Source organism: Mesorhizobium hawassense (genome assembly GCF_003289945.1).
Lineage (GTDB): Bacteria > Pseudomonadota > Alphaproteobacteria > Rhizobiales > Rhizobiaceae > Mesorhizobium > Mesorhizobium hawassense.
The window spans coordinates 428,863-444,996 of sequence record NZ_QMBP01000002.1; the positions used below are offsets into that span (position 1 = coordinate 428,863).

The window sequence follows — 16,134 nt, forward strand, 5'->3', positions numbered from 1 at the left end:
TAGCGTTTCTCGTGGCCCAATTGATGGGCCGCATCCGGAGGGAGGGTTCGGGTGTCTCAAGTCGCCTTTGGGTACGTCGTATGAGCGGGCATCGCCGGGCGGCCAACGAACCGTCTGCGAACAGCCTGGAGACGGTGGCGAGAAAGCGGAGCCGTTCATTGGCGGCACTTGGCTACACCAAACCACAAACCTACGAGGAATTGCGGGCGGTGCTTTCGTCGGGCACCGTGCATTTCCCGAAGCGGCTTCGCCAGGTCGCGATCTTCCTCTGGCAGCACCCGAGCGAAGTGGCGCTGGGCACGATCGCGCAGGTGGCCGACCAGGCCGGCGTGCAGCCCTCGACCCTGGTGCGCTTCGCGCAGATTTTCGGCTATTCCGGCTTTTCCGATTTCCAGGCCTTGTTCAAGGACCGCATGAAAGGCTCCTGGCCGGACCCGCAAGGCAGCCAGGAGAAGGCCCCGGAGCCGAACGCGAACCTGCATTTTCTCAACGGCATGGTCGGTGCCTGCCAAGCCTCGCTCGGCCGCATCGGCACCGGGTTCGACGTCGACAGTTTCGAGACGATGATCGACCATCTGGCGGCGGCGGAGCTGATCTATGTCATTGGCAGCAAGCGCGCCTTCCCCGTCACCACCTATCTGTCGCTGACGCTCTCGCAGCAGGGCGTGCGCAACGTGCTGGTCGACAATGTCGGCTCGACCGCGCTCGACCAGGTCGGCTGCATCACGCCGCGCGACGCGGTGCTCGCCGTCTCCTTCAGCCCCTACAATTCGATCACGCCCGACCTCGTCGCCGTCGCGCATGAGCGCAGGGCGCGCATCGTCACCATCACCGACAGCACCTTTTCGCCGCTGGTAAAACTCTCCGACACCTGGCTGGAAGTGGTCGAGCAGGATTTTGGCGGTTTCCGCTCGCTTGCCGCCTCGCTTGCCGTCGGCATGGCCTTGGTCCACGGCGTCGTCGCGCAGCGGACAGGCTGACCGGCGCGGTTGACTATCGGGAACTATCGTTCCATATTTGAAAAAATAGAAACTTTGTTCCGGGAGGAGGAATGGAGGTTCGTCTCGACGGCAGGATCGTGCTGGTCACCGGCGCGACGCAAGGCATCGGCCGGGCGGTCGCCGAGGCGCTTGCGCGCTCGGGCGCCGCCGGACTGCTGATCACCGGCCGGGACCGGAAGCGCGGCGATGCGGTCGCCGCCGAGCTCTCGACTATCGGCACCGCCACCGTCTTCGCTGCCGCCGATCTCGCCGATCCCGAAGCCCCGGCGCGGCTGGCTGGGGCCTGCATCGAACGCTTCGGCCGCATCGACGGCCTGGTCAACGCAGCCGGCCTGACCGATCGCGCCTCCTTCGTCGATGCCACGCTCGACGATTGGTCGTCGCTGTTTGCGGTCAACGCGCGCGCGCCCTTCTTCCTGATGCAGGCGGCGATCGCCGACATGAAGAGGCACGGCCAGGGCGGCGCGATCGTCAACATCCTGTCGATCAACGCGCATTGCGGCTCGCCGGAGCTTGCCGTCTATTCCGCCACCAAGGGCGCGCTGGCAACGTTGACCAAGAACGCCGCCAACGCCCATCGCTTCGACCGCATCCGCGTCAACGGCATCAATGTCGGCTGGACCGACACCCCGGCCGAACGCGTCATGCAGGCCGAGACGCTCGGCCAGGGTCCGGGCTGGCTCGACGCGGCCAATGCCACGCAGCCGTTTGGCCGGCTGTTCTCCGTAACCGACATAGCCAACCTCGCCGTCTTCCTGCTCTCCGACGCGGCGGGCCCGATGACCGGCACGCTGGTCGACCAGGAGCAATGGGTGATCGGAGCCAACCGGTGAGCCCCGAGAAGCTCAGCCCCGCTTTGCTCCGCCGCCTGCAGTCCGCGGTCCGCAAGCCGGCCTATGATCGTGCAGCGCTCAAACCCGGCATTGCCCATATCGGCGTCGGCGCCTTTCATCGTTGCCATCAGGCCGAATACACAGACGACCTCCTGGCAGATCAATTCGACCGCTGGGGGCTGGTCGGCATCAACATAAGGCCGCCTTTGCTTGGCCGGTCGCTCGGCCGGCAGGACGGCCTCTACACACGGCTCATTCGCCAGAACGACGAGGTCGAAGCGCGCATCATCGGCAGCATCGTGCGCGTCGTCGACAGCCAGGAAAGTGCCGAGCCGGCGCTGGACGTGCTCGCTTCGCCCGACATCGAGACGATCACCATGACGGTGACGGAGAAAGGCTATTGCCACATCCCGTCGAGCGGCGCGCTCGACCTCGACAATCCCGACGTCGTCCACGATCTCGCCAATCCCGAAACGCCGCGCGGCGTGCCCGGCATTCTGGCACGGGCGCTGGAACTGCGTATGGCCTCGCATGGCCGGCCGGTGACGCTGCTGTCCTGCGACAACATCCCGGCCAACGGCATCATCCTCGGCAATGTCGTGCGGAAACTCGCCGAATGGCGCGGCGGGAAACTGGCCGACTGGATCGAAGCCAATGTCGCCTTCCCCTCGGCCATGGTCGACCGAATCGCGCCGGCGACGACCGCGGCCGACATCGAGACGGTCGAGCAGCGTTTCGGCTATCATGACGGCGCCGTCGTCGTCGGCGAGCGTTTCCGCCAATGGGTGATCGAGAACCGTTTTGCCGGCCGCGTGCCGCGCTGGGATCGCGTCGGCGCCAGTTTCGTCGACGACGTGACGCCATTCGAGCATCTCAAGATGAGGGTGCTGAACGGCGCCCAGACGACGCTCAGCTATCTCGGCGTTCTGGCAGGCTTCGAGCACACGTCGGACGCTATTTGCGACCCGTTTCTGGCAGGCTTTGTCCGCCGGATGCTGAGCGAGGAAACGCTGCCGACGCTGGTGCCGGTGTCCGACATTTCGCCGGCGGCCTATGTCGAGCAGAGCCTGTCGCGCCTCGCCAATACGGCTATCCGCCACCGCAACCACCAGATCGCCACCGACGGCTCGCAGAAGATCGTGCAGCGCCTGCTGAACCCGATCCGCGACCGCCTGGCGAAAGGCGGAAGCATCCGGCTTCTCTCGGTGCCTGTGGCCGGCTGGATGGCCTATCTGATCAAGGCGTCCGCGCGGTTCGGCCGTGCCTGGCAGGGATCCGACCCCTTTGCGGAGAAAATTGCGGCGATTGCCGACCGCATCGGTTCGGACAGCCAGGCACTCGCCGATGCGATCCTCGCCATCGACGCCATCTTCGATCCACAACTGGCCGCCAACGCCATATTCCGCGCGCATGTCGTCGCCGGCCTCGACGGCCTGCTCTCGAATGATCCGATGGGCTTTGTCAGACAAGTCTGTTCTGGGCCAACAGATGCGCGGTTGAAGCAGCCGGCTCGATCTGCATAGTTATGTATGGGAGGCGTCATGAAACTTGGACTGCTCACGGCACCATTTCCGGATACTGCCCTCGGCGAGGTTGCCAACTGGGCGCGCTCGGCCGGTTTCGAGGCGCTGGAAATCGCCTGCTGGCCGAAGACTTCCGGTTCCAGTCGCCGCTATGCCGGCACCAGCCACATCGACGTGGACATCCCGGCCGCGCAGGCGAAGGACATCGCCACCGAGCTTGCCGGCAAGGGCCTGACAATCTCCGGCCTCGGCTTTTACCCCAATCCCCTGCATCCCGATCAGGCGAATCGCCAGGCGGTGATCGACCATCTGAAGAAGGTGATCGTGCTGGCAAGCCGCATGGGGGTGACGCTGGTCAACACCTTTTGCGGCGGCGACGCCTCGAAGACGGTCGACGCCAATTGGGAAGATGCGCAGAAAGTCTGGCCGGCGATCATCGCCCATGCGCGCGAGCATGGCGTGAAACTCGCCTTCGAGAATTGCCCGATGATCTTCAGCTATGACGAATGGCCGGGCGGGCACAACATCGCCTACTCGCCCTATGTCTGGCGCCGCATCCTCGAGGCCTGGGGCGGCGACGTCGGCATGAACTTCGATCCCTCGCACCTCGTCTGGCAAATGATCGACAAGGAGCGCTTCATCCGCGAGTTCGGCGCAAACATGCTGCATGTGCATGCCAAGGACCTGATGATTGATCATGATGGTTTGTACGAGCGCGGAATTCTTTCGGCCGGCATAGGCTGGCAGGTGCCGCGCATGCCGGGACTTGGGGATATCGATTGGAGCAGGATTTTTTCGGGCCTCTACCGGGCCGGATATGACGGGCCGGTCATCATCGAGCATGAGGACCGGCGCTTCGAGGGAACGGATGAAAAGGTCAAGCGCGGCTTCCTGCTTGCCCGCGACGTGCTGCGCCCCTTCATCAAATGACTAAGCTTGGCGCCGACCGCGTCGGCGCCCTGGAACTGAACTGAAAAATCAATGTGGAGGAGTACAGACATGAACAAACATCTGACCGTGGCCTCGCTTCTTGCCGGCGCTGCCCTGCTTGCCTCGGTGGGCGTCTCGGCCGCCGCCGGCAAATACACGATCGGCATTTCCAACACCGTGCAGGGCAATGGCTGGCGCGAGGAGATGATCTGCGCCATGAAGGCGCAGGCGCTCGCTTCCGGCGAGGTGGCGAAGCTCAACATCGCCCACCGCAACACCGACGCCGCCGGCCAGCTCGAGGACATCCGCAACCTGATCAGCGCCAAGGTCGACGCCATCGTCGTCAACCCGGCCGATCCCGCCGGCATCAAGGCCGGCCTCGAGGAAGCCACGAAGGCCGGTATTGTCGTCGTCGCCGTCGACCAGGCGGTGACCGAGCCCTCCGCCTACATCATCTCCAACAACCAGGAACAGTACGCCTATCTCGGTGCCAAGTGGCTGTTCCAGCAGATGGGCGGCAAAGGCGAGGTATTCTACATGCGCGGCGCCGCCGGCGCTTCGGCCGACAGCGATCGCGACAAAGGCTTCAAGAAGGCGCTGGCCGAATTTCCCGACGTGAAGGTCGCGCAGGAAGTCTTCACCGGCTGGCAGCAGGACCAGGCCAAGCAGCAGATCCTCTCCTTCCTCGCCACCGGCACGCCGATCAACGGCATCTGGACCTCCGGCATCGACAACGTCATCGTCGACGCGCTGGTCGAGCAGCAGGCGCCCATGGTGCCGGTCGTCGGCGCCGACAATGCCGGCTTCGTCGGCCAGCTGAACACGGTCAAGGGTCTGGTCGGCGCTGCCGTCACCAACCCCGGCTCGATCGGCGGTGCCGGCGTGACGCTCGCTTTGCAGATCCTCGACGGCAAGAAGCCGGCGCAGCAGACCGTGCTGGTCAATCCGGAACTCTGGGAAAACGCCACCGACGCAGGCAAGGCCAAGCTGAAGTCCGCCGCCGATCCGTCGCTCAGCCCCGAATGGCCGGTCTCGATCTCGATCCCGGACTGGACCACCTACACCAAGGACCAGATCGTCGCCTGCAAGGGGCCGGGCGAATAACCACACCATTGACTTCAACCGCGAGGACGGCAGGTATCAAACCTGCCGTCCTCGATGCTTGAGCCGAGAACACCTGTTTTGACGACGAACGAATTGCCGAAAAGTCCATTGCTGGACGCCACTGGCGTCGCGAAAAACTACGGCGCGGTTGCAGCGCTGCGCAACGCCTCGCTCTCGGTGCTGCCGGGCGAAGTGCACGCGCTGATGGGCGCCAACGGCGCCGGCAAGTCGACGCTGGTGAAGATCCTGACCGGGGCGATCAACGCCGATGCCGGCCGCATCCTGATCCGCGGCCAGCTGCTCGATGTCCGCTCGCCCGCCGCCGCCCGCCGCGCCGGCCTGCTGCCGGTCTACCAGGAACCTTCGCTGATCCCCGATCTCGATGTCCTGTCCAATCTCAGGCTGACCGGCACGCCGGTCGAGCCGTTCCGCGCCTGGGTGCGCGAGCTGGGTATTCCGAACCTCGACATCCGCGATACCGCGCGCGACATCCCCTTGGCCATCCTGCGCGTGCTCGACCTGGCGCGCGCTTTAGCCGTCGAGCCCGACGTGCTTCTGCTCGACGAGATGACCGCCGCACTGCCGGCCAACCTCGCCGAGAAGGTGCTCGAGGTCGTTCGCCGACAGGGCGACGCGGGCCGCTCCGTCATCTTCATCTCGCACCGTTTCGTCGAGATCTCCGCGCTTTGCGACCGCGCCACCGTTCTGCGTGACGGCTCAACGGTCGGCGTCGTCGACATCGAGCCAGGCATCGAGGAAAAAATAGTCGAGATGATGCTCGGCACCCGCATCGAGAAGACACGTGTCGCCGCACGCGCGGCAAATGATGTCGCGGTTGTCGGCGGCAGCCGCCCTCGCCTGTCGGTCCGCAACCTGCAGCTCGGCACCAAGCTCAACGATGTCTCCTTCGATCTCGCCAATGGCGAGGTCGTCGGCGTCTTTGCGCTCGAGGGCCAGGGCCAGGACGAGCTCTTCGCAACGCTTGCCGGCTCGATCCGCCCGACCGGCGGCACCATCGACGTCGATGGCGCGCCGGTGAAGTTCTCGCATCCGAGCGATGCCATCCAGGCCGGCATCGCCTATGTACCCGGCGATCGCACCGAGGCTTTGGCCATGCAGCGTTCGGTGCGCGAGAACATTGCCCTTCCCTTCAGCGCCGGGCTGCGCAAATGGGGACCGATCCGCATGCGGCGCGAACAGGTTGTGGTTTCCGGCGCCATTGGCAGATTGCAGATCGACACCCGCGCGCAGGGCGAAGTGCAGCGCCTTTCCGGCGGCAACCAGCAGAAGGTGACCATTGCCCGCTGGATCGCGGCCAACGCCCGCACCATCCTTTGCTTCGACCCGACGCGCGGCATCGACGTCGGTACCAAGCAGGAGATCTACAAGCTGCTGCGCGAGCTCGCCGGCCAGGGCAAGTCGGTGCTGTTCTACACATCCGAAATGGAAGAGGTGCAACGTGTCTGCGACCGCGTCATCGTCATCTTCGGCGGCCGCGTCGTCGACACCTTTCCCGTCGAAGAGGCCGACGAGCCGGCGCTGATGCGCGCCGCCTACGGCCTGCCGCGCGGCGCCAGGGCCGATGTCGGCATTCTTGCCGACGTCAGGCCCGCTTCCGACGCGGAGGCCGCGTCATGAGCCGCTTCATCCGCAATCAGGGTTGGGTCGCCGGCCTGTTCGCCCTGCTGATCTTTCTCTTCGTGACCACCAAGCTGATCCAGCCGGGCTATGGCAGCGGCGACTTCGGCTCGCTGGCGCGGGCGGTTTTGCCTTACGCCTTCGCCGTCGCTGCCCAGACCGTCGTCGTCATCGCCGGCGGCATCGATCTCTCGGTCGCCGCCATGATGGCGCTGACCAGCGTGACCGCGGCCTCGATGATGAACGGCGCCAGCGAGGAATATGCGCTCTTCGTCGTCCCCTTCGTGCTCGTCTTGGGGTTCGTGCTCGGCGCGCTGAACGGCGTCCTCATCGTCGTCACCCGCGCGCCGGATATCGTGGTCACGCTCGCGACGCTGTTCGTGCTGCAGGGCGCGGCACTGCTCGTGCTCGGTGCTCCGGGCGGCGCCGCCGCCGAGTGGCTGAAGGCAAGCGTCATCGGCACCGTGCCGATCCCCGGCCTGCCGGATTGGGCAGATGCCTGGGCCCCGAAGGCGCTGGTGCTGCTGGTCGTCTGCCTGTGCATCATCTGGATACCGCTCAGGCGCTCGCGCCTCGGCCTCTCCATCTACGCCATCGGCAGCAACGAGCTCGCCGCCTTCCGCAGCGGCGTGCCGGTGGCGCGCACCAGGATCATCGCCTATGCGCTGTCCGGCCTGTTCGCCGCGATGGGCGGCCTGTCGCTCACCATCAGCACCGGCATCGGCGCGCCGATCCCCGGGCCCTATCTGCTTGCCAGCGTCGCGGCGGTGGTGCTGGGCGGCGTCGCGCTCGGCGGCGGCAAGGGCGGCCTGCTCGGACCGATCATCGCCGTCTTCGTGCTTAGGCTGGTGCGCACCGACCTGACGCTTCTGGCCATCGATCCGAACGTCACCGCGATCATCGAAGGCCTGATCATGGTTGCGGTCGTGATGTTCGGCGCCTTCATCACCATCCGCGGCCGCCCGGTGGGAGCAACGCCATGACCGACATCGCGACCATGCCCCAGCCGGTCTCGTTCGGCCGCCGCATCAAGCGCTTCATGGCGGACCGGCCGCTCATCCCGCTGATCATCCTGCTGGTCATTCTCGTGGTGATCCTGCAGATCCTGCGCCCCGGCATCGTCAACGAACGCTGGCTCGCCAACACGGCGAAATTCGCCATCCCGCTGGCGATCCTCGCCGGCTGCCAGACGATGACCATGCTCACCGGCGGCATCGACCTTTCCGTCGGCACGGTGGCGACGATGAGCGCCTTCATCATGGCCACGCAGATCGTCAACCAGGATCCGGCGGTGGCTTTCCTGCTCGCCATGCTGCCGGCCGTGCTGATCGGCCTCGTCAACGGCATCGGCGTCGGCGTGTTCCGGGTGCACCCGCTGATCATGACGCTCGGCACCAGCCTGATCGGCACCGGTTTCCTGCAGGTCTACCAGCGCACGGTCATCGCCTCCGGCGCCAAAATCCCGGATTTTCTGAACTGGCTCGGCACCGGCGTCACTTACGGCTTTCCCAACGCGCTTCTGCTGTTCGTGCCGGTGGCGGTGCTCATCGTCTTCATGCTGAACCGCACCGGCTTCGGCCGCCTGCTCTACGCCGTCGGCGACAATGAACGCGCGGCGCGGCTGTCAGGCGTCCGCTACTGGCAAGTGATCGTTGCACTGTACGTCCTCTCCAGCCTGCTCGCCGGCATCACCGGCCTGCTCTATATCGGCCTGATCAAGGCGCCATCGCTCTCGCTCGCCGAACCGCTGGTGCTGCCATCCGTGGCTGCAGCGGTGATCGGCGGCACCTCGATCTTCGGCGGTCGCGGCGGCTACACGGGAACCATCATCGGCGCGCTGATCCTGACCGTGCTGACGACGCTGCTCACAATCCTGCAGATGCCCGAGGGCGGCCGCCGCATCCTGTTCGGCTTCATCGTGCTGTTCGTGACCGCGGCCTATCTGCGGATCGTCGAGGATCGGTAGAACCGGGCAGTGACGCAACCAGCTATTCCGCCGCCTGCACCTGGCGGGCATCGATGATGGCCCTGATCTCGGAGCGGCATGAGCCGCAATTGGTGCCGGCTCGCAATGCCGAGCCGATCGCTTCGAGACTGTCGCATCCCGACGCGACCGCCGACGCGAGCTGGTTGGCTCCGATGTGGAAGCACGCGCACACGACACGGCCAATGGCCGGCATCGGAACCGGCGAGCGCCCGGACAGAAGCGCATGGCGATCGGCCATCGACAGCGGGTGGCGCGTGGCGAGCAGCGACACCAGCCAGTCCCGCGCCGGCAACTGGTCCAGGGCGGCGACCAGCAGGGCCTCGGCCATGGCTCCGCCATCGTCGATGGCCGCCGCGCGATAGGCGAGCCCGCGACGGTCGGTGTATTCGAGCAGTTGGTCCCGCCGTTGGACACCGAGCAGCTTGCGCGCCAGGAGAATGCCCTGGTCCGGCGTCTCGGTTCCGGTGAGCTCGTAGACCCAGCCGCCCTCGACCGCCAGCCTGCTCCAATGGACGAAGCCGGTCGGCCTGAGATCGCGCCGCGTGATCAGCACGCCCGCCCAGCCGGTGTTTTCGCGCTCGATCCTGACCGGGACATGCTTGAGTTCCGGCTGGCCGGAATGCGGATCGGTGATGGGCGAGGACACCAGGCCTGCCGCGGCCTTGGCCGCGAAATGGCCGCTCCAATGCATGGGCATGAAGGCCTGGCCGCGCCTTTGCGCCTCTGTCAGGTGCACTCTGGCGCGAACGAAGCCGAAGCGGGTCGAAAGATGCGCGAGGTCGCCATCCTTGAGATGATGCGCGGCCGCGTCCGCCGGATGGAGATCGACCGCCGGCTCCGGCGCGTTTGCCATCAAACGGGGCACGTTGCCGGTGCGCGTCATGGTGTGCCACTGGTCGCGCAGCCGGCCGGTGTTCAGGGCGAGCGGATAGTCGGCATCGACGGTGAAGGCCGTTGCCTCCTGCCGCACCGGCACGAAGCGCGCGCGGCCGTCTGGCGTCGGGAAGCGGCCGTCGGCGAACAATCTTGTCTGCTGCTCGCGGTTGTCGAGCGCGGGCCAGTGGCGTGGCGCGAAGGCGCCGTAGTCCGTGTCGCTGAGACCGGTCAGTCCACCAAGGTCGAACAGACGCTCGCCGTCATTCTCGAAGGCCGAAAGCGCGGCGTGTTCGCGAAAGATCTCTGCCGGTGACTGGTAGGCGAAGGCATCGCCGAAACCCATGCGGATCGCCACGTCGCAGATGATGCGCCAGTCGGCTCTCGCTTCGCCCGGCGGCGGCACGAACGGCCGCTGGCGCGAGAGGAGCCGTTCCGAATTGGTGACCGTGCCGTCCTTCTCGCCCCAGCCGGCGGCTGGCAACAGCACGTCGGCATAGCGCGTGGTGTCGGTACGGGTCACATCCGAGACGACGACGAAATCGCACTTGGAGAGAGCGGCGCGCACGCGCGAGGCGTCCGGCATACTGACGGCTGGGTTGGTGCCCATGACCCACAGTGCCTTGATGCGGCCCTCGGCCACCGCCTGGAACATGTCCACGGCCTTCAGGCCGCCGCGCCGCGCGATGTTGGGCGCGTTCCAGAAGCGGCCCACTCGGTCGATGGCCGACGGATCCGCGAAGTCCATATGCGCTGCAAGCTGGTTGGCCAGGCCGCCCACTTCGCGGCCGCCCATGGCATTCGGCTGGCCGGTCACCGAGAACGGCCCCATGCCGGGCTTGCCGATGCGGCCGGTGGCCAGATGGCAGTTGATGATGGCGTTGACCTTGTCGGTGCCATGCGCCGACTGGTTGACGCCCTGGCTGTAGACGGTGACGGTCCGCTCGGTCTCGGCGAAGAGATCGTAGAAGGCCTCGACGTCGGCCGCCGCCAATCCGCAACCCTTCGCGACGCGCGCGACCGACGGCGCGTCGGCGCCGGCGAGCGCGGTTGCGGCATCGAAGCCCGAGGTGCTGTCACGGATGAAGGCTGCGTCGATCTTTCCGGCCTGCACCAGACGCGCGAGCAGCCCGTTGAACAAAAGCACATCCGTGCCGGGATCGAGCGGCAGATGCAGGTCGCATTCATCGGCAGTCGCCGTCCGGCGCGGATCGATGACGACCAACTTGGTACCGCGCTCCCTGCGCGCCGCAAGCATGCGCTGGTAGAGCACGGGATGGCACCAGGCGGTGTTGGAGCCGGTGAGCACGATGAGATCGGCGCTCTCGAAATCCTCATAGACGCCGGGAACGATGTCCTCGCCGAAGGCGCGGCGGTGGCCGGCGACAGACGACGCCATGCAGAGCCGCGAATTGGTGTCGATGTTGGCCGAGCCGATGAACCCCTTCATCAGCTTGTTGGCGACGTAATAGTCTTCGGTGAGCAATTGCCCGGACACATAGAAAGCGACCGAGTCCGGCCCGTGCTCGGCGATCGCCCGCGAGAATTTTTCGGCCACGAGGTCGAGCGCTTCGTCCCAACCCGCCGGCTTGCCGAGAATTTCCGGCCGCAGCAAACGGCCTTCGAGGCCAAGCGTCTCGCCAAGCGCAGCGCCTTTCGAGCACAGCCGGCCGAAATTGGCCGGATGCTCGGGGTCGCCGCGGACGGTCGTCGTGCCGTCCGCGGCGACCTCGGCCAGCACGCCACAGCCCACCCCGCAATAGGGGCAGGTGGTCCTCACCTCGCGCGCTTCTTCCATGCCTCAGGCCGCTTTCGAGGCCAGCGCTTCGAGCGCGATGAACAGCCGTTCTCCCTCGACCTTGACCGGGATCGTCCTGACCAGGCCTTCATCGGCGCCGAGCGCCTTGCCGGTCTCCAGCGAGATCACCCAATTGTGCAGCGGGCAGGTCACCGCCGCGCCATGGACGATGCCCTGGCTGAGCGGCCCGCCCTTGTGCGGACAGTGGTCGTCGATGGCAAAGACCTGGTCATCCGTCGTGCGGAAGACAGCGATCTTGCCTTGCGGAGTTTCAACGCAGCGCGCACCGCGCGGCGGAATATCGGTGATGGAGCCGATGGCGATCCAATTCATGTTGATCACTCCGCCGCCTCCGCGAACCCGACCGAAGCCATTGGCCGGAACTCATGCTTGTCCTTACCGGACACGCGCTCCGACCACGGATCGACCTGGGCGAATTTCTGGCTGAAGACGAAGCGCTCGTAATAGGCCTTGCGCTTGTCGGCATCGTCCAGGATCTGCCGTTTGATCTCGGCGGTGCCGATGCGCTTGGCCCATTTGTAGATGCGCTCCAGGTAGCGGGCCTGCTCACGATACATCTGCACGAGCGCCACGATCACCTCCAGCGCCTCGTCCTCGGTCTTCACCAAGCCGAGCACTTCCGTGCCCTTGATGTCGAGGCCGGCCGCACCGGCGAAGTGGATCTCATAGCCGCTGTCGACGCAGACCACGCCAACATCCTTGCAGGTCGCCTCCGCGCAGTTGCGCGGGCATCCCGACACCGCCATCTTGACCTTGGCCGGCGTCCAGGACCCCCACATGAACTTCTCGATGCGGATGCCGAGGCCCGTCGAGTCCTGCGTGCCGAAGCGACACCAGTCGGTGCCGACGCAGGTCTTCACCGTGCGCAGGCCCTTGGCATAGGCATGGCCCGAGACGAAGCCCGCCCTGCCGAGATCGGCCCACACCGCCGGCAGGTCCTCCTTGCGGATGCCCAGCATGTCGATGCGCTGGCCGCCGGTCACCTTGACCATCGGAATTTCGAACTTGTCGACGACATCGGCAATGGCACGCAATTCGCCGGCGCTTGTCACCCCGCCCCACATGCGCGGCACCACCGAATAGGTGCCGTCCTTCTGGATGTTGGCGTGCACGCGCTCGTTGATGAAACGCGACTGATAGTCGTCGGCATATTGATCCGGCCAGTCGCAGACGAGGTAGTAATTGAGCGCCGGCCGGCACTTGGCGCAGCCGCAGGAGGTCTTCCATTCGAGCTCCTGCATGACGGCGGGGATCGTCTTCAAGCCCTTCGCCTTGATCAGGCGGCGCACGTCGTCATGGCCGAGGCTGGTGCAGCCGCACATCGGCTGCACCGCCGCCGGATTGTAGGCTTCGCCGAGCGTGAGCCTCAGCAACTGCTCGACGAGGCCCGTGCACGAGCCGCACGAGGCCGAAGCCTTGGTGTGGGCGCGCACGTCGTCGAGGCCGGTCAGGCCCTTCGTTGTGATCGCGCCGGTGATCTTGCCCTTGCAGACGCCGTTGCAGCCGCAGATTTCCGCATCATCCGCCAGTGCCGCAACGGCCGCCAAAGGGTCCGAGGAAACGCCTCCCTGGAACGCCTGGCCGAAGATTAGCGTGTCGCGCATCTCCGATATGTCGGTCGCCTTCTTCTTGAGGTCGTTGAACCAGGCGCCGTCGGCCGTCTCGCCGAACAGCACCGTGCCGATGATGCGGTTATCCTGCAGCACGACACGCTTGTAGATGCCGGCGGATGCGTCGCGCAGGATGATCTCCTCACGGTCCTCGCCATCGGCGAAGTCGCCCAGCGAATAGAGGTCGATGCCGGTGACCTTGAGCTTGGTCGGCGTGTCGGAGTGGACGAAGCGCCTTTCCTCGCTATTCGCCAAACCGGCCGCCGCGACGCGCGCCATCTCGTACAGAGGGGCGACCAGTCCATAGACATGGCCGCCGACCTCGGCGCACTCGCCGAGCGCCATGATGGCGGGATCGGACGTCCGCATGCGGTCGTCGACGACGATCCCGCGATTGACCTCCAGCCCGGCCTCCTTGGCCAGGCCGATGCTCGGACGGATGCCGACCGCCATCACCACCAGCGTCGCCGGGATGATCGTGCCGTCCATCAGTTCGACGCCCTCGACCTTGCCATTGCCGAAAATGGCCTTGGTGTTGGCCTTGGTCATGATCTTGATGCCGCGCGCCTCGACGGCCTTCTGCAGCAGATAGCCGGCGGCCGGGTCGAGCTGGCGCTCCATCAGCGTCGGCATGACGTGCAGCACGGTGACGTCCATGCCGCGCTCCTTCAGCCCGGCCGCGGCTTCGAGCCCAAGCAGGCCGCCGCCGATGACGACCGCCTTGGCGCGCGATTGCGCGGCAAGCAGCATCGCGTTGACGTCGTCGAGATCGCGATAGGTGAGCACGCCGGGCAGGTCCTTGCCGGGCACCGGAATGATGAACGGCACCGAGCCGGTGGCGATGACCAGCCTATCGTAGCTCTCGGTCACGCCGTGGTCCGAGGTGACGGTCTTGGCCTCCCTGTCGATGGCGACGATCCGGTGGCCCTTGTAGAGGGTGATGCCGTGCTTGATGTACCAGCCGTCGCCGTGGATGACGATTTCCTCGAACGCCTTCTCGCCCGACAGCACCGGCGACAGCATGATGCGGTCGTAGTTCACGCGCGGCTCGGCGTTGAAGATGGTCACGGCATAGCGGTCGGGCGCTGCCTCCAGCAGGTGCTCGAGCATCCTGCCCGGCGCCATGCCATTGCCGATGATGACGAGTTTTTCGGTCATGTCGGTCTCCGGTCTATTCGGCGGCATAGGAGAGGGACGAGGCCTTTACCTCGGCCGCGCGCTCCATTCGGCGGATGGTGAGATGCATCCAGATCAGGCACGAGACGACGATCACGAAGAGCAGCATGAAGCAGCTCGACCACACGCCGGTGAGGTCGTTCAGCGCGCCGAAGGCGATCGGCAGGATGAAACCGCCGAGGCCGCCGATCATACCGACGACGCCGCCGACCGCGCCGACGCTCTGCGGATAATAGGCCGGGATGTGCTTGTAGACGGCGGCCTTGCCGAGGCTCATGAAGAAGCCGAGCACGCAGGCGACGCCGATGAAGGCGAGCGGGCCGATCTCGAAATGGAAGGGGATCGGCCCGCTGATGCCCCGCACGACATAGTCTGCCGAGGGGAGAGACAGAACGAGCGTCGCGACGGCACAGACGCTGAAGGTCCAGTAGAGCACGGTGCGGGCGCCGACGCGGTCGGACAGCACGCCGCCATAGGCGCGGAAGATGCTGGCGGGAATGGAATAGGCGGCGCCGATCATTCCGGCCGTGGCGATGCCGAAGCCGTAGACACCGATCAGGTAGCGCGGCAGCCAGAGCGACAGCGCCACGAACGCGCCGAAGGAGAAGAAATAGTAGAAAGCGAAGCGCCAGACCTGCAGGTTTTTCAGCGGCGCGAATTCCTGCCAGAAGCTTCTCACCGGCGTCGCCTTGCCGGCACGGCGCTCGCGGATGACCGGATCATCGCCGGTGGTGAGCCAGAACACGAGGGCCATGACGACCAAAGCTGCCGCCCAGATCAGCGCGACCGACTGCCAGCCCCAGGACAGGAGCACGAACGGCGCCAGGAACTTGGTGACCGCCGCGCCGACATTGCCGACGCCGAAGATGCCGAGCGCGGTGCCTTGCTTTCCGGCCGGGAAGAAGCGCGAGACATAGGCGACGCCGACGGCGAAGGAGCCGCCGGCGAGCCCGACGCCAAGTGCTGCGACCAGCATCTGCCCGTAGGTGTGCGCGAAGGCGAGGAGGAAGGTCGCGACCGCCGCCGCGAGCATGGTCGCGGTGTAGACGAGGCGGCCGCCATAGCGGTCGGTCCAGACGCCGAGCACCATGCGCACGAGCGAACCGGTGAGGATCGGCGTGCCGACCAGCAGGCCGAATTCGGTCTCGTTCAGGCCGAGCTCCTGCTTGATGCGCACGCCGATGATGGAAAAGATCGTCCACACCGCGAAGCAGACGGTGAAGGCGATGGTGGACATGACGAGCGCCTGCCGGGGAGCACTGTCCTGGCTGGGCGCGGCTGGGAGGTTTACGGTCATGGCTGGCTCCGGTTTGCGGCGTGGGAGGCGCCGTGCGGTGTTGATATGGTCAGCGCGGGACTTGCACGGTTACTTGCGGACCCGTGCTTTCGGTTTCGTGACTGGGCGGGAACAACAGGAGTGCCGCGGCGAACAGCACCGCCGTCAGGATGCTGCTCGCCAGGAAATCGCGGCGGGTGAAATCCTTGAGCGAAGGTCCGATCCGTTTGGTCATCGTCGTCTCCGGTCCAAAACAAAAAAGCTGCCGTCCAGATCTCGCGCGTCCGTACATCCGGGATCGCGCATCGACCTGAGCGGCAGCTTTGCCTGTGGCGCCCGCCATTGGACGCCTGTTCTATTGCCC

At 65.9% G+C, this 16,134-nt stretch carries 13 protein-coding genes; 8 read left to right on the plus strand and 5 right to left on the minus strand.

Going from position 1 to position 16,134, the window contains the following annotated elements; genetic code table 11:
* Positions 1-80 precede the first annotated feature (80 nt).
* From DPM33_RS06295 to DPM33_RS06330, 8 genes are all read left to right on the plus strand, one after another.
* Complete coding sequence (locus DPM33_RS06295; protein WP_112096531.1) at positions 81-980, plus strand: MurR/RpiR family transcriptional regulator; 900 nt, start codon at positions 81-83, stop codon at positions 978-980.
* Between the two features lie 71 nt (positions 981-1,051).
* Entirely contained in the window at positions 1,052-1,834 is a 783-nt protein-coding gene (locus DPM33_RS06300; protein ID WP_112096532.1) for an SDR family oxidoreductase, read from the plus strand.
* Entirely contained in the window at positions 1,831-3,357 is a 1,527-nt protein-coding gene (locus DPM33_RS06305; protein WP_425373473.1) for a mannitol dehydrogenase family protein, read from the plus strand. The genes DPM33_RS06300 and DPM33_RS06305 overlap by 4 nt, the downstream gene beginning before the upstream one ends.
* A gap of 18 nt (positions 3,358-3,375) precedes the next feature.
* On the plus strand, positions 3,376-4,287 hold the full coding sequence (locus tag DPM33_RS06310; protein WP_112096534.1) for a sugar phosphate isomerase/epimerase family protein: 912 nt from the start codon (positions 3,376-3,378) through the stop codon (positions 4,285-4,287).
* Positions 4,288-4,356: 69 nt separating this feature from the next.
* A complete protein-coding gene (locus DPM33_RS06315; RefSeq protein ID WP_112096535.1) occupies positions 4,357-5,391 on the plus strand; it encodes an ABC transporter substrate-binding protein in 1,035 nt (344 codons plus the stop codon).
* A gap of 93 nt (positions 5,392-5,484) precedes the next feature.
* Entirely contained in the window at positions 5,485-7,029 is a 1,545-nt protein-coding gene (locus tag DPM33_RS06320) for a sugar ABC transporter ATP-binding protein (RefSeq protein ID WP_112096742.1), read from the plus strand.
* The gene (locus tag DPM33_RS06325) at positions 7,026-8,012 is read left to right on the plus strand and encodes an ABC transporter permease (RefSeq protein ID WP_112096536.1); all 987 of its coding nucleotides are present in this window, start codon (positions 7,026-7,028) and stop codon (positions 8,010-8,012) included. Before DPM33_RS06320 ends, DPM33_RS06325 begins: the two co-directional genes overlap by 4 nt.
* On the plus strand, positions 8,009-8,995 hold the full coding sequence (locus DPM33_RS06330; RefSeq protein ID WP_112096537.1) for an ABC transporter permease: 987 nt from the start codon (positions 8,009-8,011) through the stop codon (positions 8,993-8,995). Before DPM33_RS06325 ends, DPM33_RS06330 begins: the two co-directional genes overlap by 4 nt.
* Positions 8,996-9,017: 22 nt before the next feature.
* Here the strand turns inward: DPM33_RS06330 and DPM33_RS06335 are convergent, their stop codons facing one another.
* From DPM33_RS06335 to DPM33_RS36130, 5 genes are read right to left on the minus strand one after another with little or no spacing between them, the layout of a single operon-like run.
* The gene (locus tag DPM33_RS06335; RefSeq protein WP_112096538.1) at positions 9,018-11,687 is read right to left on the minus strand and encodes a nitrate reductase; all 2,670 of its coding nucleotides are present in this window, start codon (positions 11,685-11,687) and stop codon (positions 9,018-9,020) included.
* A gap of 3 nt (positions 11,688-11,690) precedes the next feature.
* A complete protein-coding gene (gene nirD / locus DPM33_RS06340; RefSeq protein WP_112096743.1) occupies positions 11,691-12,020 on the minus strand; it encodes a nitrite reductase small subunit NirD in 330 nt (109 codons plus the stop codon).
* Between the two features lie 5 nt (positions 12,021-12,025).
* Positions 12,026-14,476: a nitrite reductase large subunit NirB gene (nirB, locus tag DPM33_RS06345; protein ID WP_112096539.1), complete on the minus strand. Its 2,451-nt coding sequence runs from the start codon at positions 14,474-14,476 to the stop codon at positions 12,026-12,028.
* Positions 14,477-14,489: 13 nt separating this feature from the next.
* Positions 14,490-15,791, minus strand: coding sequence for an MFS transporter (locus tag DPM33_RS06350; protein ID WP_112096540.1), 1,302 nt, complete (start codon positions 15,789-15,791; stop codon positions 14,490-14,492).
* 49 nt (positions 15,792-15,840) lie between these two features.
* Entirely contained in the window at positions 15,841-16,005 is a 165-nt protein-coding gene (locus tag DPM33_RS36130; RefSeq protein ID WP_167448967.1) for a hypothetical protein, read from the minus strand.
* Positions 16,006-16,134 lie beyond the last annotated feature (129 nt).